Origin of the sequence: Pseudomonas sp. TWI628, assembly GCF_039673865.1 — a bacterium.
Classification (GTDB): domain Bacteria; phylum Pseudomonadota; class Gammaproteobacteria; order Pseudomonadales; family Pseudomonadaceae; genus Aquipseudomonas.
In genome coordinates this window covers 226275-247312 of sequence record NZ_JBDJMM010000003.1, presented here as the reverse complement: position 1 = coordinate 247312, position 21038 = coordinate 226275, and the positions used below count along the sequence as shown (strand labels likewise).

21 protein-coding genes are annotated in these 21038 nt (G+C 64.6%); 10 read left to right on the top strand and 11 right to left on the bottom strand.

Annotated elements, in window-relative coordinates; all coding sequences use genetic code 11:
• The 5 genes from bamA to ABE528_RS03905 form a co-directional block, all read left to right on the top strand.
• The coding region (gene bamA / locus ABE528_RS03925) for an outer membrane protein assembly factor BamA (RefSeq protein WP_346652269.1) at positions 1-1240 on the top strand (1240 nt) is incomplete at its 5' end.
• Between the two features lie 102 nt (positions 1241-1342).
• Complete coding sequence (locus ABE528_RS03920; RefSeq protein ID WP_152957764.1) at positions 1343-1699, top strand: hypothetical protein; 357 nt, start codon at positions 1343-1345, stop codon at positions 1697-1699.
• 108 nt (positions 1700-1807) lie between these two features.
• On the top strand, positions 1808-2416 hold the full coding sequence (locus ABE528_RS03915) for a hypothetical protein (protein ID WP_346652268.1): 609 nt from the start codon (positions 1808-1810) through the stop codon (positions 2414-2416).
• Entirely contained in the window at positions 2413-2757 is a 345-nt protein-coding gene (locus ABE528_RS03910) for a hypothetical protein (RefSeq protein WP_346652267.1), read from the top strand. The genes ABE528_RS03915 and ABE528_RS03910 overlap by 4 nt, the downstream gene beginning before the upstream one ends.
• Positions 2758-2932: 175 nt before the next feature.
• Positions 2933-3325 (top strand): hypothetical protein, encoded by a 393-nt coding sequence (locus ABE528_RS03905; protein WP_152957761.1) that lies wholly within the window; start codon positions 2933-2935, stop codon positions 3323-3325.
• An 81-nt stretch (positions 3326-3406) separates the two neighbouring features.
• On the opposite strand, the gene ABE528_RS03900 is transcribed toward ABE528_RS03905, so the two are convergent.
• Both ABE528_RS03900 and ABE528_RS03895 read right to left on the bottom strand, forming a co-directional pair.
• Positions 3407-4177, bottom strand: coding sequence for a hypothetical protein (locus ABE528_RS03900; RefSeq protein WP_346652266.1), 771 nt, complete (start codon positions 4175-4177; stop codon positions 3407-3409).
• Between the two features lie 87 nt (positions 4178-4264).
• Entirely contained in the window at positions 4265-4753 is a 489-nt protein-coding gene (locus ABE528_RS03895; RefSeq protein WP_152957759.1) for a cysteine hydrolase family protein, read from the bottom strand.
• Positions 4754-4872: 119 nt separating this feature from the next.
• Between ABE528_RS03895 and ABE528_RS03890 the strand changes: the two genes are divergently transcribed.
• Both ABE528_RS03890 and ABE528_RS03885 read left to right on the top strand, forming a co-directional pair.
• Positions 4873-5724, top strand: a complete 852-nt coding sequence (locus ABE528_RS03890) for a GGDEF domain-containing protein (protein ID WP_152957758.1) — start codon at positions 4873-4875, stop codon at positions 5722-5724.
• A gap of 85 nt (positions 5725-5809) precedes the next feature.
• Complete coding sequence (locus tag ABE528_RS03885) at positions 5810-6106, top strand: DUF3144 domain-containing protein (RefSeq protein WP_152957757.1); 297 nt, start codon at positions 5810-5812, stop codon at positions 6104-6106.
• Between the two features lie 3 nt (positions 6107-6109).
• Here ABE528_RS03885 and ABE528_RS03880 read toward each other — a convergent pair whose 3' ends face one another.
• The 7 genes from ABE528_RS03880 to ABE528_RS03850 form a co-directional block, all read right to left on the bottom strand.
• On the bottom strand, positions 6110-7735 hold the full coding sequence (locus ABE528_RS03880; RefSeq protein ID WP_346652265.1) for a methyl-accepting chemotaxis protein: 1626 nt from the start codon (positions 7733-7735) through the stop codon (positions 6110-6112).
• Between the two features lie 153 nt (positions 7736-7888).
• Positions 7889-9850, bottom strand: coding sequence for a heavy metal translocating P-type ATPase (locus ABE528_RS03875; protein ID WP_346652264.1), 1962 nt, complete (start codon positions 9848-9850; stop codon positions 7889-7891).
• A 37-nt stretch (positions 9851-9887) separates the two neighbouring features.
• Complete coding sequence (locus ABE528_RS03870; RefSeq protein ID WP_346652263.1) at positions 9888-10928, bottom strand: protease modulator HflK; 1041 nt, start codon at positions 10926-10928, stop codon at positions 9888-9890.
• Positions 10915-11937 (bottom strand): protease modulator HflC, encoded by a 1023-nt coding sequence (locus tag ABE528_RS03865; protein ID WP_346652262.1) that lies wholly within the window; start codon positions 11935-11937, stop codon positions 10915-10917. Before ABE528_RS03865 ends, ABE528_RS03870 begins: the two co-directional genes overlap by 14 nt.
• On the bottom strand, positions 11934-13913 hold the full coding sequence (locus tag ABE528_RS03860; protein WP_346652261.1) for a protease modulator HflK: 1980 nt from the start codon (positions 13911-13913) through the stop codon (positions 11934-11936). Before ABE528_RS03860 ends, ABE528_RS03865 begins: the two co-directional genes overlap by 4 nt.
• A gap of 225 nt (positions 13914-14138) precedes the next feature.
• Positions 14139-14843, bottom strand: coding sequence for an SDR family oxidoreductase (locus ABE528_RS03855; protein WP_346652260.1), 705 nt, complete (start codon positions 14841-14843; stop codon positions 14139-14141).
• A gap of 101 nt (positions 14844-14944) precedes the next feature.
• The gene (locus tag ABE528_RS03850) at positions 14945-15838 is read right to left on the bottom strand and encodes a LysR substrate-binding domain-containing protein (protein ID WP_346652259.1); all 894 of its coding nucleotides are present in this window, start codon (positions 15836-15838) and stop codon (positions 14945-14947) included.
• 140 nt (positions 15839-15978) lie between these two features.
• On the opposite strand from ABE528_RS03850, the gene ABE528_RS03845 reads away from it, so the two are divergent.
• The gene (locus ABE528_RS03845; RefSeq protein WP_346652258.1) at positions 15979-16920 is read left to right on the top strand and encodes a LysR family transcriptional regulator; all 942 of its coding nucleotides are present in this window, start codon (positions 15979-15981) and stop codon (positions 16918-16920) included.
• Here ABE528_RS03845 and ABE528_RS03840 read toward each other — a convergent pair.
• Together ABE528_RS03840 and ABE528_RS03835 are read right to left on the bottom strand one after the other, a co-directional pair.
• Positions 16917-18107, bottom strand: a complete 1191-nt coding sequence (locus tag ABE528_RS03840; RefSeq protein ID WP_346652257.1) for an MFS transporter — start codon at positions 18105-18107, stop codon at positions 16917-16919. The genes ABE528_RS03845 and ABE528_RS03840 overlap by 4 nt on opposite strands.
• Before the next feature lie 137 nt (positions 18108-18244).
• Positions 18245-18688 carry a tetratricopeptide repeat protein gene (locus tag ABE528_RS03835; protein ID WP_346652256.1) on the bottom strand — a complete coding sequence of 148 codons (444 nt, stop codon included), beginning with the start codon at positions 18686-18688 and terminating at the stop codon, positions 18245-18247.
• Between the two features lie 113 nt (positions 18689-18801).
• Between ABE528_RS03835 and ABE528_RS03830 the strand changes: the two genes are divergently transcribed.
• Entirely contained in the window at positions 18802-18984 is a 183-nt protein-coding gene (locus tag ABE528_RS03830; RefSeq protein WP_152957748.1) for a DUF2986 domain-containing protein, read from the top strand.
• A 332-nt stretch (positions 18985-19316) separates the two neighbouring features.
• Positions 19317-21038 carry an ABC transporter permease subunit gene (locus tag ABE528_RS03825; RefSeq protein ID WP_152957747.1) on the top strand — a complete coding sequence of 574 codons (1722 nt, stop codon included), beginning with the start codon at positions 19317-19319 and terminating at the stop codon, positions 21036-21038.

The window sequence follows — 21038 nt, the reverse complement described above, 5'->3', positions numbered from 1 at the left end:
GGCTTCGACCTACCTGATCGACCAGTCCAAGACCCGTCTTGAGCGCCTGGGCTTCTTCAAGGAAGTCAACGTCGAGACCCCGGCGGTGCCAGGCACCGACGACCAGGTCGATGTCAACTACAGCGTCGAAGAGCAGGCCTCCGGCTCGATCACCGCCAGTGTCGGTTTCGCCCAGAGCGCCGGCCTGATCCTCGGTGGTTCGATCAGCCAGAGCAACTTCCTCGGTACCGGTAACAAGGTGTCCATCGGCCTGACCCGTTCGGAGTACCAGACCAAGTACAACTTTGGCTTCGTCAATCCTTACTTCACCGAAGACGGCGTAAGCCTGGGTTACAACCTGTTCTACAGCAGCACCGACTATAGCGACTACTACAGTGACGGCGTGTCCTACTACGCCATCAACAGCTACGGCGCGGGCGTCAACTTCGGCTACCCGATCAACGAAACTTCGCGCCTGACCTACGGCCTGACCCTGCAGCACGACGACATCAACCCGGGCACCTACAGCGCCGACGAGATCTACGACTTCATCCAGCGCGAAGGCAAGAGCTTCAACAACCTCAAGGCCTCGATCGGCTGGTCCGAATCGACCCTGAACAAAGGCGTACTGGCCACTCGCGGCCATTCCCAGGCCCTGACCCTGATGGCGACCACGCCAGGCAGCGACCTGTCCTTCTACAAGTTCGACTACAACGGCCAGACCTTCCTGCCCGTGAGCAAGGACACCACCCTGCGCCTGCACACCACCCTGGGCTACGGCAACGGTTACGGCTCCACCGACGGCCTGCCCTTCTACGAAAGCTACACCGCAGGCGGCCAGGGCTCGGTACGCGGTTTCAAGGACGGCACCCTCGGCCCGCGCAGCACCCCGGCCACCGGCACCTATTCAAGCGCCGGCCAGGCCTATTACTCCGACCGCGACACCGACGTGCTCGGCGGCAACATCCTGGTCACCGGCGGCGCCGAATACATCTTCCCGATGCCATTCATCAAGAACCAGAGCCAGCTGCGCAGCTCGGTGTTCGTCGACGCCGGCAACGTCTACGCCGACACCTGTTACCTGTCCACCACCCAGGGTTGCGGCAACATCGACCTGAACCAGCTGGCGGTGTCGCTGGGCGTGGGGGTGACCTGGTACAGCCCGATGGGGCCGCTGAGCTTCAGCCTGGCGGCACCGCTGAAAAAGCCAGACAACGCCGAGACGCAGATCTTCCAGTTCTCCCTGGGGCAGACCTTCTGACTCGGCGCGGACAAATTACCGGTTTTTACCCTCGCTTAACCCAAGTTGACAGTCACCTTGCCTAAGCTGAGAGACATATGAACATGCCTTGCAGGTAACCCCATGCCCCCCTTCGCCCCCTCCGCCCTGGCCTCGGCATTGCACGAAGACAGCCATGCCTCGTTGCTCGACCTGGTGCAGCAGCGCCTCAGTTGCGTGCTGGGCCCACGCTACACGGTGATTCTCGCCGCCAGCGGCGATAACGCCAGCCACTACCACCTGGCGATCCAGCACAGCCAGAGCGGCCTGTCGCTGGAGGACAACGGCAGCATCGGCCCGGGCTGCGCCGAGCGGCTGCTGGCCCTCGGCGGGCAGGTCAAGGCCATGCTCGAGTCGCAAACCTTCGCCCGCATGGGCAGCGACGACCCGACGCGGCCACTGGTATGGCTGAGCGACATGGCAGATTCAGCCGGGGACTGATTGCATGAAACCGCCCAAAATCCTGAAAGCTTTGTAACCTTTTCAACTTGTTCCTCATTCCAGCTGCTCCCTATATTCCCTGCCGACCGCGATTCACGGAAGCGCAGAATGAACATCTTGAGCAAGGCAATCATGGCCTCGGCAGTGTTTACCATACCGCTGCTCGCAGGCTGCACGCTGAAACTGGTTCAACCGCACGATGCGCAGCTCTATACCAACACTGAGCAATTCTACAAAAGCGCAGCCAGCCTGTTGTCCAAGGGGGAGCAATCAAGCCCTGCAAACCTGCAGCAACTGGCAGCGTTGTCGGCTCAGCACGTCAACCCGCACCCTGGGCATTACAGCCAATTCCAAGCGGCCTACGAGCAGCTTGTGATCGAAAGCAATGCCCTCATCCTGCGCTCACTGGCCAACACTGGAACGCTGAGTACACCCGGCAAGCAGTTGCAGGCCGGCGTCGAGCGATTGCTGCAGCAAGGCCTCAGCACACAGTGCGACGCGCTGCAGCGCGACTTTCCCGACGCAGACCTGACCACACGCAATTACATCGACCTCAAGTGCCTGGTCGTCAAATGGCAAGGCGAGCACCGTCAGGCCAGCCAGCAAATTCTGTACAAGGCCACCTGGCAAGCGCGTAACAACACACTCTTTGACGGGATACTGGCCATCCAGTCTGCCGAAACTTCCAAGCACCGTGCGACAGGGGACAATCGATGAGCAACCTTATCAACGGTGTCGACTTCGATCGTGTCACCGCAGAGGCGATCACTGCAGCACGAGGCATTATTCGAAACGATTGGCCAAGGCTCCAGGCCTGTGTGGAAATGCTCGGTCGGGGCATGGCCAACGATGCGCGCTTTCTGAAGCGTCAGCTGGAAGCGGGCGCACTGGATCATGCCGCAGCCCGCACCTTCCTGGAGGACCGCAAGATCGTTGCGCGCCTACAACTTCGCGCCCTGGCCATTATCACGCTGCAACTGGCCGAAGACATACTCGATGCCATGACTGCGGTATTCACGTCGGCCATCAACCGGATGCTGGGCTGGGACCTGCTTTAGGCAAGTGCTCAAGGAAGCAGCGCTACAGCACCCACGGTTGCAGCTAAAGCGCTGAACGGCCTGAACTTTTCCACGGCAACTTGTCTATCTGGACATGCTCAAGCTCGCGGTGGGCGCAGCCTTACGGCGCCGCGCAACCGCATGTTCAATGACAACCTGGGGGTTGCCTACGCTCATGAAACGCCATATCCCGAGAATCCTCTTCGCCGGCCTGTTCGCCCTGGTGGCCATGGGCTCTGCAACCGCAACGCCCATGCACGCCACGCATGCGGCCTTGGCCACTGAAAGCAATGTTCAGGCGCCGGCCAAGCCCGCCCAGAGCCCGTGGCCGAACCTGGCCAGCATCGCCGATGGCCAATCCGGACCGCTGCTCGCCCATGATGATGACCGTTACTGGCGCGACGGCCGCTGGCACTACCACAGCGAGGACCGCCGCCGCGAGGAATGGCGCCGGGCCCAATGGCGTCGGGAAGAGGCGCGTCGTGAGGCCGAGCGCCGCCGCGACTGGGAACGCCGCAACGAACGCGCCCACCACTACCATGATGACCACCGCTACTACCGCCGCTAAGCGCTGGCGGCCAGTTGTGCCCGGCAGCTCAGCGATGTGCAGCACCCGGCCGCTGTCGGGCTGTGCAATGAACCGTGACGATTACGCCCGGCGGCGGTCCAGCAGTTTGGCCAGCGTGAAGGTGGCAACCACCGCCAACACCACGGCAGCGGCGATGGACGGCACGGTGCCCCACTGCGCGATGAAGCTGTTCAGCGTCAGGTAGAACCCCAACACGCCCACACCACCAATGGCGTTACCGCGCACAATCGCGCCCAGCTCGTGGTGCCCGCCCTGAACATGGGCGAACACCGCCAGGGGCCAGGCGATCACCGGGATCGGCGCCAGCAGGCCGCTGGCCACCGGCCCCAGCCATTCGGCGCTGGCGGTGATCGCCAGCAGCAGCGCGGTGGCCGTGAGCATGCGCATCGGGATCACCCAACGCGGCAGCTGCACCACCTTGGCGGTGCTGGTGGGTGCCGGTTGCGAGCTGACGACAATGATCAGGGTGAGCAGCGCCAGGGTAACCACCACCGACAACGCTACCCAGCCCAGGTGGCTCATCAACGCAGCCATGGCCGCGTAAACCGCCAGCGCGGCGATGCAACCGGGGAATGCACCGATCCGTCGCGTCACCTGGTAGTAGAACAGGTAGGTCGCCTGCACCGCCGCCAGGCCGGCCAATGCCCCGGGCACTGCCTGCAAGGCAAAGCCTGGGCCCTGTTCAAGGCTCAGGAACAGCACGACCAAGGCGGAAGTGACCGGCAGACCGGAGAGCAGCCCGCCGATTTGCGTGCCCCAGCGCTTGGCTGCCAACGAGATGGCCAGCATGAGCGTGGGGGTGATGAGAAACTTGAGGTAAAAGGCAGTCATGGGGAGCTAGAGCATTTCGACAAGGGAGGGGCCAGGTGCATCGGCGCCCCCATGCTAAACGATGCGCGCTGGCTTTTCGCGGTTTTCTCAGCCGCCCGACTGCGCGACCTCGGCCATTACCTCGGCCCGGGTGGTCACGTTGCCGAAGTGGTGCTTCCAGAGGTCGGTGCCCAACTTGCCGGAGCGGTCCAGCGATGAGCCGACGGTCAGGTCGGTCACCAGGGTTGGGCAGAGCCCGGCATCAAACAGCGCAAAGCCTGCCGCCAGCACACAGGTTTCAGTCTGCATGCCGCACACCAGCACGCGCTCCACGCCCAGTTGGCGAATGTGGGCGATGGCCTCGGCGGTCTGGCCATAGCCATGCTTGATGAACACCTGGTCCACCTCGACCAGGCACTCGTCCTCGGCTGCCGGGTGCCAGCCGAGCTGGCGCTGGAACGGCGTCACCTGCTCATCGTGCAATTCCACCGAGGCGATCGACGGAATCCTCGCTGACAACAGACGAATCCCGTCCACCAGCCATTCGGGGGGGCTGAAGGTGGATTGGACATCAACGATGAGCAGAACCTGCTGCATGAACGACTCCTGAATGCTTAAAACGACCGCGGAGTATATCTGTTTGAATGGCTGCTGGTGGAACCTGCCCGGCACTGTGTATGCTGGCCACGCCCGAGCCCGATGCACCGGAAGCCCCTATGCCCGTTGACCTGCAAGCACTTTACCCCAAGCTGATCCAGCTGATGCTGGACACCGTGTTCGTGGTCGACCGGCACAACACCATCGTGTTCGTCAGCAATGCCTGCGAGGCACTGCTCGGCTACCGCGCCGACGAGCTGATCGGCACCCCGATCACCCGCTACATGCACCCCGAAGACCTGGAAGCCACACGGGCTTCGATCATCCGGGTGATGAACGGCCAGCCCCACAGTGACTTCCGCAACCGCTACCTGCGCAAGGACGGTGGCGTGGTGCACATTCTCTGGTCGGCCTTCTGGTCCGAAGAGGTGGGCGCGCGCATCGGCGTGGCGCGCAATGTCACAGCGCTCACCCAGGCCGAGCTGGAGTTGCGCTTCCTCGCCCACCACGACCCGCTGACCCGGCTGTGCAACCGCTCGCTGTTCAACGAGCGGCTGGCCAGCGCCTTGCGCCAGGAGCGCCCATTTGCACTGCTGTTCCTGGACATCAATGACTTCAAGGGCATCAACGATGTGCACGGGCATGCCATCGGTGACCAGGTGCTGTGCGCCGTTGCACGCCGCCTGGAGGACTGTGTCGGCCAGCAGGACACGGTGGCGCGCATGGGCGGCGACGAGTTCACCGTGCTGCTGACCGGCTTGAGCGCGGCAGGCGCGGTAACCGAAAAAATGGCCCAGATCCTCACCGCCATGGCAGCGCCACTGGCCAGCGGGCCGCGTGCGCTGCCCATGCCGTCCTGCAGCATCGGCGTGGCCTGCTACCCGGCCGACGGCGCCGACATCGATACCCTGCTCAACTGCGCCGATGGCGACATGTACCGCAAGAAGCGGCGCCGTTCCGCGCTTGGGTAAACCTGCGCCGTTAATTGCTGCCGGTGAGGTAGCCGCTGTGGCATGCTTTGCGCCCCGCACGACCGGCCCACACAGGTACCCCGCCATGACCCAAGCCACCGACCAGGCATTCTACGACCGCGCCGATGCGCATATCGACCTGGCCAACCAGCAACTCGACACACTCGCCGACATCGGCAAGGTCAGCGCCTCGATGACCTTTGCCGCCAGCCGCTTCAGTGCCTGGCTCAGCGCCCGCAACTTCAAGTCCGGCGCCGAAATGGCCGCCGCCCGCGAAGAAATCCTGAAGTACTTCAGCGAACAGTACCGGATGATGCTGGAAGACAACGTCGATGAGTACATCGAGCAGTTCGACCGCTACGTGCTGGGCAAGGAAAACTAAGCTTCAGACCCTGAACCGCCCCACCAGCGCCGTCATCTCCCCGACCAACCCTGACAACGCCTGGCTGGCCACGCTGGTCTGCTGGGCACCCACCGCCGACTGGCTGGACAGCTCGCGGATGTTCAGCAGGTTGCGGTCCACCTCGCGCGCTACCTGGGCCTGTTCCTCGGCTGCGCTGGCGATCACCAGGTTGCGCTCGTTGATCTCGCCGATGGCGCTGTAGATGCCTTCCAGCAACTGGCCTGAAGCCAAGGTGACGTCGAGTGTCGACTGAGCGCGGCTGGTGCTGGCCTGCATCGAGGCGACCGCCGCCTCGGTACCTTGCTGCACGCGGCCGATCATCTGCTCGATTTCCTGGGTCGAGGCCTGGGTGCGGTAGGCGAGCGTGCGCACCTCATCGGCCACCACGGCAAAGCCACGCCCGGCATCGCCGGCGCGGGCCGCCTCGATGGCCGCGTTGAGTGCCAGCAGGTTGGTCTGCTCGGACACCGAGCGGATCACCTCAAGCACCTTGCCGATATCCCGGACCTGCCCCACCAACTGCTCAAGATGGCCGCTGCTGGTCTGGATCTCGCGGGTCATGGCCTGGGTGCCGTCGATGTTTTCGCTGACTTGCTGACGGCTTTGCTCTGCCAGCTGATTGGACTCCTGGGTCGCCTGGGAGGTCGTGACGGCATTGCGGGCGACCTCCTCCACCGCCGTGGTCATTTCGGTAACGGCGGTGGCCGCCTGCTCCAGCTCCTGACCTTGCTGGCGCAGGTTGTTGGCGCCTTCTTCGGTAATCGTGTTCAGTGCACCCGCCGCCTCGGCCAGCTGCCGGGTGCAGCTGCTGATCTTGCCCAGGGTATCGCGCTGGCTCTGCTGCATGCGCTCCAGCTCATGGAACAGCTGGCCGATCTCGTTGCGTTGCTGAGCCTGCACCGGCACGCTCAGGTCGCCACTGGCGATGCGCTGGAAATGCTGGCCAGCTTCGCGCAACGGGTGCAGCACACGCTGGGCGATAAAGGCCCAGCACAGGCCGGCGAGCAGCAGTGTCACGGCCAACAGTCCCAGGCTCAGCTGTTGCGCATGCTCCAGGCGACGGTCGGATTCCTGCATGATCTGCTGCCCGCGCTCGCTCAAGGCTGCGACCAGTTGCTGGCGCAGCGCCTGCAGCCGGCCCATGGCATTGCCGGCATCGGTGTTGACCTTGAAGTACTGCTCCAGCGAGCGTTGGCGCGTGGCTTCGCGCTGCCCGGCCACCGCCTTGGCGTACTCGCCGAAGGTGGCTTGCAGCTCGCTGGCCACTGCGTGCAGCGCCGGCTCGCGTACGTTGTCGACGAACTCGTCGACCAGCTTCTGGCTCTTGTCGTTCAGCTCGACCGACATCGCCATGCGCTTGTTTGCACTCTCATCGTGGCCGCCCAGTTGCTCGATGAACCCCGAAGACACGTTGGCACTGGCGCGGATGGCCATCAGCAGCGCATTGTTCAGCCGGTCCGACTGGTGCGCGGTCTGGTCGAGTTCGGTGATCTGCTGGTCGCTGCCCAGCGCCGCCCGCCAGGCACTGACGGTTGAAAACAGCAAGGTCAGGCTGAACAGCAACAGCACCCAGAACATTCCGGTACGGATCTTCAGGTCGGCAAACATGCGGGCGGTACTCCTTTTGTGCTTGTAGACGCCACTTCTGGTCGAGGTTTCGACGGTGGGTCAGCAGCTATCGGAGTTGCCGCCGCAGGCTTGAGTGCGCCAATGCGGCTTGTGTTCGGTAATCGAACGGTTGTTGTTGCCGCACGCCTCGCGCTAGGGCTGCAGCACCGGCACTGGGTTGCTCTGCCCGAGCCGTTCGTCATAGCGCAACAGGCGCCCCGCGTTGGTCAGCACCAACAGCGTGCTGAGGTTGTGCAGCAGCGCGGCGATCATGGCGCCCGCCGCCCCCAGCAGGCCGAATGCGGCGGCAACGACAATCGCCAAGGTCCAACCCAGGCCGATCAGCACATTCACCTGGAGTGTGCGTCGGCACTGGCGGCTAAGGCGGATACAGGTGGCCAGGCGCCGCAGGTCGCCGTTGATCAGCACGATATCCGCTGCGGCCAGGGCAATGTCGGCACCGTTGGCGCCCATGGCCACCCCGACCACACCGGCCTTCAGGGCCAGCGAGTCATTGATGCCATCGCCCACCACCAACGGGCGGAAGCCCAGCTGCAGTTCCTGGTTGACGTGATGCATCTTGTCCTCTGGCAGCGCTTCGGCCACCACACGCGTCATGCCAACCTGCTCGGCAATGGCTTCGGCGACACGGCTGCGGTCACCGGTCAGCAGCAACTGGCGCTGCAGGCCGAGCTCGCGCAACTGCTGCATGGCCTCGGCAGACTCGGCCCGCACGTTGTCGGCCAGCAGCAGCCAGGCGAGGAACTGCCCGTTCAGCGCCAGGCCGGCAATCGGGCCGTCATGCTCGGGCACGGGTGGCACCGGCATGCCCAGCTGGCGGAACAGTTCCGGGCGCCCCAGTGCCGCTTCACCCTCGGCCGTGTGCGCCACCACACCAAAGCCCTGGCGTTCGTGGATATCCAGCAAGGCCAGGTGCTGCTCATGGGGCACCAGCGCCGCCAGGGCCCGGCTGACCGGGTGGCTGCTGGCGGCGCCGAGGCTGGCCGCAAGGTTGACGATTTCGGCCTGGGGCACTGCCGCCGCAGTGCTGACCACGCTGCGCAGACGCAGGTCGCCGTAGGTCAGTGTGCCCGTCTTGTCGATCACCAGTGAAGACAAGTCGGCCAGTTCTTCGAGGAAGGCCGAACCGCGAATCAGGATGCCATGCCGGGCAGCGACGGCAATCCCCGCCACCGCCGTCGCCGGCGCCGACAGCACCAGCGCACAGGGGCAGGCAGCCACCAGCACGGCCAGCATGGCCTGGGCATCGCGGGTGATGAACCAGGTCACGGCGGCAATCAGCAAGACCAGCACCAGGTAGCGCCCGGCGTGGCGTTCGAGCAGCCGGGTGATGGGCGGTTTGGCTTGTTCGGCGCGCTGCATCAGGGCGATGACCTTGCCCAGGGTGGAGTCATCGCCAACACGGGTCACCTCTACCCGCAGCAACCCGTCCAGGTTGATCGAGCCACCATGGATGTCCATGCCGCTGGCCACCTCAAGCGGTACTGCCTCGCCAGTGATCGGCGCGGTATCCAGGCTGGCCTGGCCCTGCAGGACGCGGCCGTCGGCTGGCACACGGTCACCGGCGCGCACCTCGACCTGGTCGCCTGGCTTGAGGCTGGCGTTATTGACCTCGCGCACCTGGCCATCGGCGTCGATCAGCCGCGCATGGCTGCGGGTCAGCTGCCCCAGCGCGGCAATGGCCTCTTGCGAACCCAGCACACTGCGCTCTTCGAGCATGTGGCCGAAGATCATGATGATCGGCAGCAGCGCCGCCGTGGCCAGGTCGCCAGTAGCCCAGGCCCCCAGCATGGCCAGGGCGATCAGTTGATCGGTGAGGCCATGCAGGCTGGGGTGCAGCAGGCTGTACCAGGCCGAGCGCAACACCGGAACGGCCACCAGCAGCGAGGCGCCGCCCAGCAGCAGTTGGCTGACCCCCTCTTGCGTCGGTGCCAGCCAGCGCCAGACCAAGCCCAGCGCCAGTAACCCGAGGGCCAGCATCGCCAGGCTAAGCTGGCGTGCGGCCGTGCGCTGCTCGGCCTGGGACAGCAGGCCGGACGTGAGGTGGGTGTGGGCATGGTGATGATGCCCGTGACCACAATGATGAGTACTCATCGCGAGCAGCTCCAGAAATGGGAAAAAGGCATCGAACTCATTGTGCGGGCCCCTGCAGGATCATGTGCCCGGCGTCATCTTTGTTGACGGTGGTGACCGACCCGGCACGCGCCAGTATCGCCGGCACTCGCTCGCGGTAGAGGCGCAGCAGCAATTGCGGATCCTGTTGCTGGGTCAGGCCAATGATCGTCGCGGTGGCGGCCTGGGCGCGGGACAGCCGCTCGCTGGCTTCGGCCTGGGCCACTTGCACGGTGCGGTCGGCGGCCTGGGTGGCCTGCTGCAGTTGATGCGCGGCATCATTACGGGCCCTGGCCACCGCCTGCTCGGCCTGCTGGCTGGCAGTGAGCACGGCGTTGAAGGCGCTGACGGCCGACCATGGCAGCGATGACTGGATGTCAACCCGCACCACCTCGACACCCAGGCTGGCACTGGCCGCACGCAGCCGCGCCAGGCTGGCGTTTATGCCTTGCTGCAGGTCACCACGCAGCCGCTCACGCTGGTCAGCCAGCCCGGCGTCACCGCCGACCAGCTCAGGGCGTGCGACCAGGATCGCATCCATGTCGCGCGAGGCGCAGATCTGCACGGCGTTACGTTCCACCAGGCGGTCCAGTGCGGGCTCTACATGCTGCCCCTGGCGCGCATAGGCGTAGGGGTCACTCACCGTGTAGAACACCCGCACGTCCAGCTGCACGGCCCCGGCATCGCCGGTCAGCAGGTAACCGGAGCCCGCCGTGGCATCGCTGGCCAGCGTGCCGTCCTTGTCGGCTTTCTGCGCAAGCTCCGAGCGCAGCAGCAATCCCACCCGGCGTTCGGTGACCCGCGCTGCCGAGGGCAGCATCACCACCTGCTCGAAGGGCTCAGGCCAGGCCAGCAACAAACCTGCGTTCTGGATGCGCTCCTCGGCCCCCAGGCGCAACACAACGGCACGGTTTTCCGGGCCTATCTGACGCACATTGCCAAACAGCCAGCCCACCGCCGCCAACAGCGCCACCCCATACAGCGCCAGGAAGCCGATACGCCCCGCTTGCAGCCAGGGGCCGGCGGGCAGCCTGGCCGACAACGGCTCACGGCTGGCCATGGTCAGCCCCCGCCGGCAGCACAGGCCCCTCTACCAGAGCGCGGAACGGTGCCGCGTCGGTGCGCAACACCAGCTTGGTACCGGGGTTGATGACCGAGCCGAGGGTGTCGAGCGACCGCAGCAAGGTGTAGAGCTGCGGCGCACCGGCATAGGCCTTGGCGTAGATGTCCGCCGCCTGCACCTGCGATTGCGCCTGGATCTGCGCGGCCTTGACGCTGGCATCGGCCTGCATGATGCGGGCATCACGCTCGGCGGCCGACTGGATCTCGGCCGCCTTGCGCTTGCCTTCGGCCGTGCGCTCGGTGGCAATGGTCTCGCGTTCGGCGCGCATACGGTCAACGGTGGCTTCGAGGGTGACCTTGGGCAGGGTCAGGCGCTCGATGCCCACTTGCACCACGCGCACCCCATAGCTGTTGATCAGTTGCTGCTCGATCTGCTCACGCAGGCGCTGCTCGAAGCCATCGATGCGCACTCGGCTGGCATCGACGTTGACCAGGTCGGCCAGTTCGAAACCGCTGGCCGTGGTTTCCAGGGCCGAGCCCACCAGGGTGCGGATCTGCCGCGCCGCCTCGTCGGGCTGGTTCTGCACCGCGCGCATGAACAGCTGGATGCTCTGCGGATCGGCCGCCACCTGCCAGGCGACATAGGCCTGGACGATGATGCGCAGGCCATCCCGCGTGCCGACATCCTGCAGCCCGCTGGACGTGGTGCGCAGGCGCAGGTCGACCGGTACCGCGGCCTCGAACGGCACGGGCCAACGCCAGTTGAGCCCGGGCTCGATCAGCACCCGCGACGGGTTGCCGAAGCGCGTGATGACCGTGGCTTCGCCGACACGCACCTGTACCAGACAGGCCGTCGCGGCCATGATCAGGACCAGCAGCAGCGCGACCCCGACACGCAGCCAGGCGGGCCGGGCACGGTCATGGTTATCGGCATGATCGTGGTCGTGATGATGGTCATGATTGTGTTCGTGGTCATGGTCATGACCCTGTGCAGTATGGGAACTCACTGGTTACGCTCCTGGGTACGGCCGGATGCGGGTTTCGCTTGCGAAGGGTCGATGGGTGCGGCAAAGCTACGCAGGTCCAGGGTCGGCGCCTGGTTCGCCGCCAGCCGGTGATCGATGATCAGGCTGCTCGCGTGCGCCATGCCTTGGGCCAGCCGCTCCAGGTACTGTTCGAGGATGAACGCCTGGCCGGCATGCAGCCAGGCGGTATGCTCGGCGTCGAAGCGCAGCGCGGCGGTGTCGGCTTTGGTCTGGGTTTCATGGGCTTCGGCCATGGCCTTGTCGGTCGCCGACGTAGCGTTCTGGCGAGCCTCGTCAAGTTTCTGCGCGGCGTGCCCACGGTCACGGGCGACCAGCGCCTGGGCGGTGATCTGCGCGGCCTGCACGGCATGGTAGGCATTGGCCGCACCGGCTGGCGGGTGGATGGCCTCCACCGAAGTCGCCAGCAGTTCCACCCCGGTATCCATGCGGTCGAGGTCGGCCTGCACCGCACGGCCGATGTCACGGCCGAGCTCGGCACGCTCGGCACCCAGCAGGCCATCCAGCGAGCGACCGGCAAAATCGTGGACCAGCACGCGGTTGGCGACGCTGCGCAATAGTTGCTCGACATTGGCCGTGTGATAGGCCGCCGCCAGGGCGGCCGCGTCGCTCAGGCCGATGCGGTAGATGAAGCGCACATCCATATTGACGATCTGGAAGCCCTGGCGCCCGCCATCGGCCCCGGCAATCACCTGCGAATTCTCGCTCAGGTGCGTGGCGTCCCACAGGCGGTTGGCGGTTGCCGGCGGCGCACCGTCGGCAGCCGCCAGCGGTTCGCTGACACCCTCGGCCGTCGTGGTTGCCAGTTCATGGATGGTGCTGTTGTCCACCTGCAACACCTTGCCAAACGGCCAGGGCAAACCGACATGCAGGCCTGGCGGATACACCGCCACGGGGTTGCCAAAGCGCTCGTAGACCCCGCGATTGTTGGTCGGTACCTCGACGATGCCGGTCAGCAGCCAACCGACCAGCGCCACCAGCGCCGCCACCGGCAGGAACGCCCGGCGCATGAAGGCGAAGGCCCAGACCTGGCGCAGGTCGATGCCCAGGCGCTCATGCAGTTCGTCTTGCAGCACGGCCAATGGCCGCGGTGGCCATTGCAGGAAGTCGCCCGCCAGGCTGCGCGCCACAAGCGCTGGCTCTTCGCCTGGGCGCGAGGGGCGGAACATCGCCAGCACTGCCCGTATCAGCAGTTCGAGCGCGGCCAGGCCTGGCAGCAGGCCGATCAGCACCGCCAGGCGGGCCGGCCACAGCCGCTCGCCGTCAACCCAGACCAGACAGGCAATGGTCAGCACCTGCACCGCGATGACCAGCCGCACCGTGGCGGCAAGCGCCGTGGCCTCGGGCCAGGTCGCCTCGCTTTCAGCCATCAGGTGGCGTTCGAGCACGACCAGGCAGAACGCAAAAACGGCCAACAGGCCGATGGCAACCCAGGTCACCTGCCCTGCTACCGTCGGTATCGGCAAGTCGAAGCGCCAGGCCCCGTTGACCAGCAGCAGTGCCAGGCACGCCAGGCCAATCAGCCAGGGGGTTTCTGAGCCAAGCCTGCGCCATTGCCGTCGGCAGGCATCTGTCATGTCCCGGCACCAGCGATCGAAGCGGCTGAGCGACTCCGGCTCGGCGGTTACGCCGGCCGTGCGCCAGAACAGCAGTGGGGCCGGCACCTGGCCCATGGCAGTCGCGCGCCAGCTGGCAACCTGCCAGGCCGACTGGGCGGCGCCGGCCAACAGCAGCAGCACGGCGGCGTTGACGGCGAGCAAAACCAGCCAGTAAGAGGCAGGGCTGAATACGCCAATCAGCCCTTGGAAAAGCACGAGCAGCGCAGCAGCCGCCAGCGCCAGGTACATCAGCAGCCTCAACTTGCGTGCATGGACCAGCGCACGCTGAAAACGGGGGTAACCGTCTAGGTCGGCGGCCTCAGTGTCTAGATCGACTCTCATTAAGACTCCAGGAAATACCAGGCTTCGCACGTCTAGAGCCGAGTGAGCTGACGGCCACCGGCGACGAGCGGCGTAACGTTATAACGACAAATGTAAAAAAATTGTCGCAAAACGTAAAATTGGCATTTGGGTCTTTAAGTGTAGGCCGCAAGGCATGCAGCGCTCGATCTCGAAAGCGCTGAAAACGGCGCGCCGAACCCCTGCTGGCCTCCCCCAATAACCTGCTCAGACGCTGCGCGTGACGCCGCCATCGACCCTGATGTTCTGCCCGGTGATGTAAGCAGCACCGTCGCTGGCAAGGAAGGCGATGGTGGCGGCGATCTCCTCGCGGGTGCCGTAACGCTTGAGCGGTACGCTGTCGCGGCGCTGCTCAGTGGCCGGCAAGCTGTCGATCCAGCCGGGGAGCACGTTGTTGATGCGCACGTTATCGCCGGCAAAATTGTCGGCGAAAATCTTGGTGAAGGCGGCCAGGCCCGAGCGGAACACCGCCGATGTGGGGAACAGGTCAACAGGCTCAAAAGCCCACGCGGTGGAGATGTTGATGATCACCCCACCCTTCTGCTTTTGCATGTAAGGCGTCACCAGCCGCGTCGGCCGGATGACATTCAGCAGGTAGGTGTCCATGCCCTTGTGCCAGTCTTCGTCGCTGATCTCCAGGATCGGCGCGCGCGGGCCATGGCCGGCGCTGTTGACCAGCACGTCGATGCGCCCCCATTTCTCGACCACGGCATCCACCAGGCGCTGCAGGTCCTCGACCGACTGGTTGCTGCCGGTGACGCCGATGCCACCCAGCTCGGCGGCCAGCGCCTCGCCCTTGCCCGATGAGGACAGGATGCCGACCTTGAAGCCGTCAGCGGCCAGCCGACGTGCCGCTGCTGCGCCCATGCCGCTGCCACCGGCGGTGATGATTGCCACTTTTTCTACAGCCATGTTGCCTCCTGGGGTAATGAAACTGTGCTGTTGCAAGTGTCATCACACTAGCAGCCGCTTGCTGGGCCAGGGAGGCAGGCAATGTTTGAAAAGACAGTAGATTAACTATCGCCTACCTGGCTTTTGAGCCACGCTCTGACAAGGCCCAGCGCTGGCGCCTCCTGCGCCTTGCGGGGCCATACCAGGTAGAACGCCTTGTCCAGCCGCAGCTGCTGGGGGAACACTTGCTCCAGCCTGCCCGCAGCGATGTCGTCCTTGACGAAGGCATGGCTGGCAAGGGTAATGCCCTGCCCGCCTATGGCGGCATCAATGGCCAGCGCTGTCTGATTGAAGCGCACACTCTTCGACGTCGGCTGCGGATGATCAGGGAAGTAGGCGGCCGTGAATTGCGGCCAGAAGTTGTGCCCGTCGTGCAAGGCGACATAACGTTGCAGCGCGGCAAAGCTCTCTGGCTTGCCCATTTCAGCCAACAATGCCGGGCTCGCCACCGCGACGATACGTTGCTCCATCAGCAACTCCACGTTCAACCCGCCGCCGAACGGCGGCTGACCGTAGCGTACGGCGATGTCGACGCCATCGGTATGGAAATGCGCGAGGCGGTCGGTGGCCAGCAGGCGCAGATCGATGTCGGGGTGGGCCTCGGCGAAGTGACCAAGCCTTGGAATCAGCCACTTCGAAGCAAAGGTAGGCGTCACGCTGACCGTAAGCTGGGACGGCGCCGGGCGCAGCAACCGGGTGGCTTCATCGATCATCCCCAGGGCGCTGCGGATGCTCGCTGCATAGCCACGCCCGGCATCGGTCAGGCCAACGCCCCGTGGCAGGCGCTCGAACAGGCGCACCTGCAGGCTGGCTTCCAGCCCGCGCACCTGCTGGGCCACGGCCGCCTGGGTCACGCCCAGCTCCTCGGCGGCGAGGCGGAAGTTCAACTGACGCGCCACCACTTCGAACACACGCAGTGCATTGAGTGACGGCAACCCGGGGAAACCTGCAGGCATGGGAATGGAATTTCTATCGGCGAAGGTCTCCCGAGGCTACCGCCATCACCTCGGCTTTGGAAGCGGTGCCAGTCGACGATCCATCGCAAAGGCCCCGACTGGCGGTATCCTGTTGCATTGGTGCTCAAAGGGAGAAAGGAATGTTTTCATCGGGACGGCTGAAGGGGCTCGACGTGTTCGTCGCCGTCGCTGACCTGGGCAGTTTCACTGCCGCGGCCGAACGGTTGAACCTCACAGGATCTGCGGTGAGCAAGGGGGTGGCGCGCCTCGAGGAACGTCTTGGGGTACGACTGTTCAACCGTACCACCCGCACCCTGGCGCTGACCGAGGCAGGTATCACTTTCTACCGCACCTGTACCTCGGTACTGGCCGACCTGGAGCAGGTAGAGCATGCGCTCAGCGCCGAGGGCGACGAGCCTCACGGCAAGGTGCGGATAGACCTGCCGGCCTCGTACGGCCGCTTGCACGTGCTGCCGCTGATTCTGGATTTCATCCACCAGCATCCACTGCTGCAACCGCACATTTCGTATACCGACCGCTTTATCGACCCACAACACGAAGGCATCGACATCGTCGTGCGCATCGGCGGCCCGGATGCCTGGCCAGCCAGCCTGGGCCACCAGTTTTTCGGCGCCCAGCGCCTGATCTTCTGTGCCGCACCCGGCTACCTTGCACAGCAGGGTGCCCCGCAAAGCGCGCGTGATCTCGATCAGCATCACTGTGTCGGCTATGGGCACGGCGACGGCCAGGTCAGCCCGTGGTTCTTCAAAGGCCGCCAGCCGGGAGAGATGGAGCGGCGTACGCCACAGGCGCGCATCGCCGTCGGCGATGGCGAAGGTGAAGTGGCCGCTGTGCTCGCTGGGCATGGCATCGGCCAGCTACCAACCTGGCTGACCCAGCGGCACATCGACCAGGGCACGCTGGTCGAAGTGCTGCCTGAGCTGGCAACGGACGGCCTGCCGATGAACCTGGTCTGGCTGAAAAGCCGTGAGAACCAGCCCAAGGTCCGCGCCCTGCTGGACTACTTGCTACCACGGCTGGCGCCCCATGGCAGCCGGCCAGGCGACAGCTGCCAGCCCTAACGCTCCGGCGCGAGGTTGCGAATGACCAGCGCCAGCAGCAGCGCAAGCACCGCAACGGCAGCGGCCACATAGCCGAGGTAGCCGATGCCCAGGTTCGACACGGTCATGCCGCCGACGATGGCCCCCACGCCAATGCCGGCATTGGCCGCCGAGACATTGCTGGTACCCGCCAGCGCCTGTGCATGGTTGACCGACTGCATGACCCGCACCTGGCTGACCGGGTAAAGCGCAGTATTGGCGATGCCCCACAGCCCGAGCGCAATGCAGAACAACCAGCCCCCCTGAGCCAGCGGAACGGCCGCCGCCATGCCCAGGGCAAGCAGCGCGAGGAAGCCGATGGTGGCTTTGATCGGCGAACGGTCGACGGCCCTGCCGCCCATCCAGTTACCCACCAGGCCAATCGCGCCAAAGCCCATCATCCACCAGCCAACATCGGCCGGGGCCACGCCCACGACACGTTCGAGGATGTCGGCCAGGTAGGTGTAGGCGATGAACATGGCACTGAACACCACCACCGAAAGCAGCACGTTGGCCAGGAAACAGGGCTCCTTGAAGATGCGTGCCTGCTTGAGGAAATCCACCTTGGCCGTGCGCGCCACGCTCGGCATGAAGACCCACATGGCCACAGCCATGATCAACGACAGCCCGGCGAGCAGCCAGAATGCCCCTCTCCAGCCGAGCGCATTGGCCGCCACAGTACCCAGTGGAATGCCCAGCAGCATGGCTGCCGAAATCCCCAGGTAAACCCTTGAAACAGCCCGTCCCGCCCGTTGCGGCCCGGCCAGTTGCCCGGCAGTTTCACTGGCCGTGCCCCAGAACACGGGCAAAGCCAAAGCCGGCACCACGCGGGCCACGGCAAGCACCCAGAAACTGCTCGAAGCAGCGGCAGCCGCGTTGGCTGCGGCGAACAGCAGCAAGATGCCGATAAACAGTTTTTTCCGCTCCAGGTGCGACAGCGCCGCCGTCAGGGGCGGACCGAAGATCATCACGGTGAAGGCAAACAGCGTCACCAGTTGCCCGGCAACGGCAATCGAAATGTTCAGGTCCCTGGCCAGCGCGGGAAGCAGCCCCACGATCAGGAATTCAGTGGTAACGATGAGAAAGGCGGAAAAAGCCAGGATCGCGATGCTGATTGCTGCGCTTCTGGAAGAGGAAGCAACCTGTGCGGTTGTTTCGTAAGCAGACATTGGGTGGCTCCGGTTGATGGCCTCCCAGTTTATTCAGTCCCGATCAATCAATTATTGGCCAATTCTCATATATAAATGGAATTCAGTTCATTAATCTTGCACCGCAATGGCCTGAGCAAGCGTCCATACCGCCACGCTCATCGAGGAGCGGGCAGCCGGTCGCTTTGCCTGCCCTGGGCAGCCACTGGCACCCTGCCAGCGCCGCGAGCCTTCTGCGCGGCCTGTATCAGCTGAACGTTGCGATTGCGCAGCGCGGTGTTGCTGCCAACCCGCTGGTTGGAGCGCACCGCCAGCACCTCAGCCTGCTCATACTGCCCTTGCTCCAGGCGCAGCACGCCCAGGTAGTGCAACGTGGCAGGGTTGTTTGGCTGGATCTGCAGCGCACGCTCCAGCGTGGCGGCGGCCTGGTCCAGCTTGCCTTCCTCATATTGCCGCGAAGCGGCTTCTATCAGTTGGGTCGAGGCCTTGTTGCTGCGCATCGATGCCGAGTATGAGCCCGCTAGCGCGCCATGGCAGGCGACGGCGCTGAACAACAGGAGCAGTGCTGGCAGCAGGCGCTGGCTTGGCATTGGGGCGGGCACTCAGAAGGTTCGGGAAGCGTCAGGTGAATTCAGCGAGAGCCTACAGACCGGGCCCGCAGGATGAAGTTCCCGAGGTACAATGCGCGACCCACGTTGCACATCAGAGATGCACAATGAACCGCCAGAAGAAACTCAAACAGCTGCTCAAGGCCCACCAGAAAAAGGCCAATGCCAAGCTGGCGCCCAAGAGCAACAAGCCCAGGTACATCAGCAAAGCCGACCGGCTGAAGCTCGAGGCTGAAGCGCCAGTTGTACAGAACGATTCAGACACCCCGGCAGCTCAGGCAATCGCCTGAACCTCGGCCACTTCGATCATCGACGCTGCGTCTGCTTGTTTCATCAAAAAGGGACATCCATTTTCGTGAATTCCTTTTCATGACAATGGGATTGATCGCACACGCAGTTGCCGGCCCAGCGACATACGCCCCCTGACCGCATTGACCAGATCCCCGGTCATTCCCCTCCCGGTCAGTGGCGATTAAACAAATCTTAATATTTCTCAGGTATTTACCACCCTCCTGCCAGTTACTTGCAGCCGGCACTGCCATTGACCTGCAAGCCAACTGAACCATACTGCCTCACGTGGCGACCTCTGCCCTTCCCAGTCCCTGACGATAGAGACCTGATCATGGCCCGCCTGTTCACCCCGTCGCCAGGCCTGCGCAACGCCGTGCCCAATCGTTGGGACTGGATCCTCCTGCCGCTGGTGCTGGCGTTGCTGGTGCTTGCCGCCTACGGCGCCATGCAGATGAGCCGGCCGTTCGTGGTCGGTGAGGCGCTGCCGATTTCCCTCGACCCGGTCAACCTGCCCTACTACCTGATGCGCACCATCCTGCGGATGTTCATCGCGCTAGGCTTTTCGCTGCTGTTCGCTTTCCTCTTCGCCGCACTGGCGGCCAAGTATCGCGCCGCCGAGAAGGCCATGATTCCGCTGCTGGACGTGCTCCAGTCGGTGCCTATCCTGGGCTTCCAGGCCATCGCCATCGCGCCTTTCATTGCACTGTTCCCCGGCAACCTGCTGGGCGTGGAGTGCGCGGCGATCTTCGCCATCTTTACCTCCCAGGCGTGGAACATGGCGCTGAGCCTGTACCAGTCGTTCCGCACCGTGCCGCCTGAGCTGAACGAAGCCGCGCGGGTCTTCCGCCTCTCGGCCTGGCAGCGCTTCTGGCGCCTGGAATTGCCGTTTGCCATGCCCGGCCTGTTGTGGAACATGATGATGTCGATGTCCGGTGGCTGGTTCTTCCTGGTCGCCGCCGAGGCCATCTCGGTGGCCGGGCAGGACATCAAGCTGCCCGGCATCGGCTCCTATATCGCCGTGGCCATCGATCAGCGCAACCTTGGCGCCATCGCCTGGGCCATCGGCGCGATGCTCACCGGCATCCTGCTCTACGACCAGCTGTTCTTCCGCCCGCTGCTGGCCTGGGCCGACCGCTTCCGCTTCGAAGACACCCAGGGCGACACCGCACAGCGCTCCTGGATGCTCGACTTCGTCCGCCGCAGCCGCTGGCTTAACGCCTTCAGCGAGCACTTGGCGAAGGGCTTGCAGAACGCCATGGGCTGGTTCGCGCTGGGCAACGACGGCACCGTGCCGCGGCGCCAGTGGCTGCGCCTGCCAACCTGGTGGCCGCGCGCCTGGGACGTGATCCTGATGCTGGCCTGCGCCTTCGCCTTCTTGCGCCTGGGGCTGTTCGTGCATCAGGACGTCGGCTGGGGCGAAGCGCTGCACGTGCTCGGTCTTGGCCTGATCACCCTGTGCCGGGTGATGCTGCTGATCGCCCTCGCCTCGCTGGTGTGGGTGCCGTTGTCGATCTGGATCGGCCTGCGCCCGCGCTACTCGCAGAAGGTCCAGGCGCTGGCGCAGTTCCTCGCCGCCTTCCCGGTCAACCTGCTGTTCCCGCTGGTGGTCTTGCTGCTGGTGCACTTCCAGCTCAGCCCGAACATCTGGCTCAGCCCGCTGATGGTCTTCGGCACTCAGTGGTACATCCTGTTCAACGTGGTCGCCGGCGCCGCGACCATTCCCTATGAACTGCGCCTGGCCGCCGACAACCTCGGCCTGCGCGGCTGGCTGAAATGGAAGCGCGTGTACCTGCCGGCGGTATTCCCCAGCTTCGTCACCGGCGCCATTACCGCCAGCGGCGGCTCCTGGAACGCCAGCATCGTCGCCGAGTACGTCAGCTGGGGCGACACCTCGCTGGTGGCCAACGGCCTGGGCAGCTACATCAAGCAGATGACCGACGCCGGCGACTTCCACCGCATCGCCCTGGGCATCGGCGTGATGTGCATCTACGTGATGCTGTTGAACCGCTTCTTCTGGCGCCGCCTGTACCTGCTCGCCGAAAACCGTCGTTGA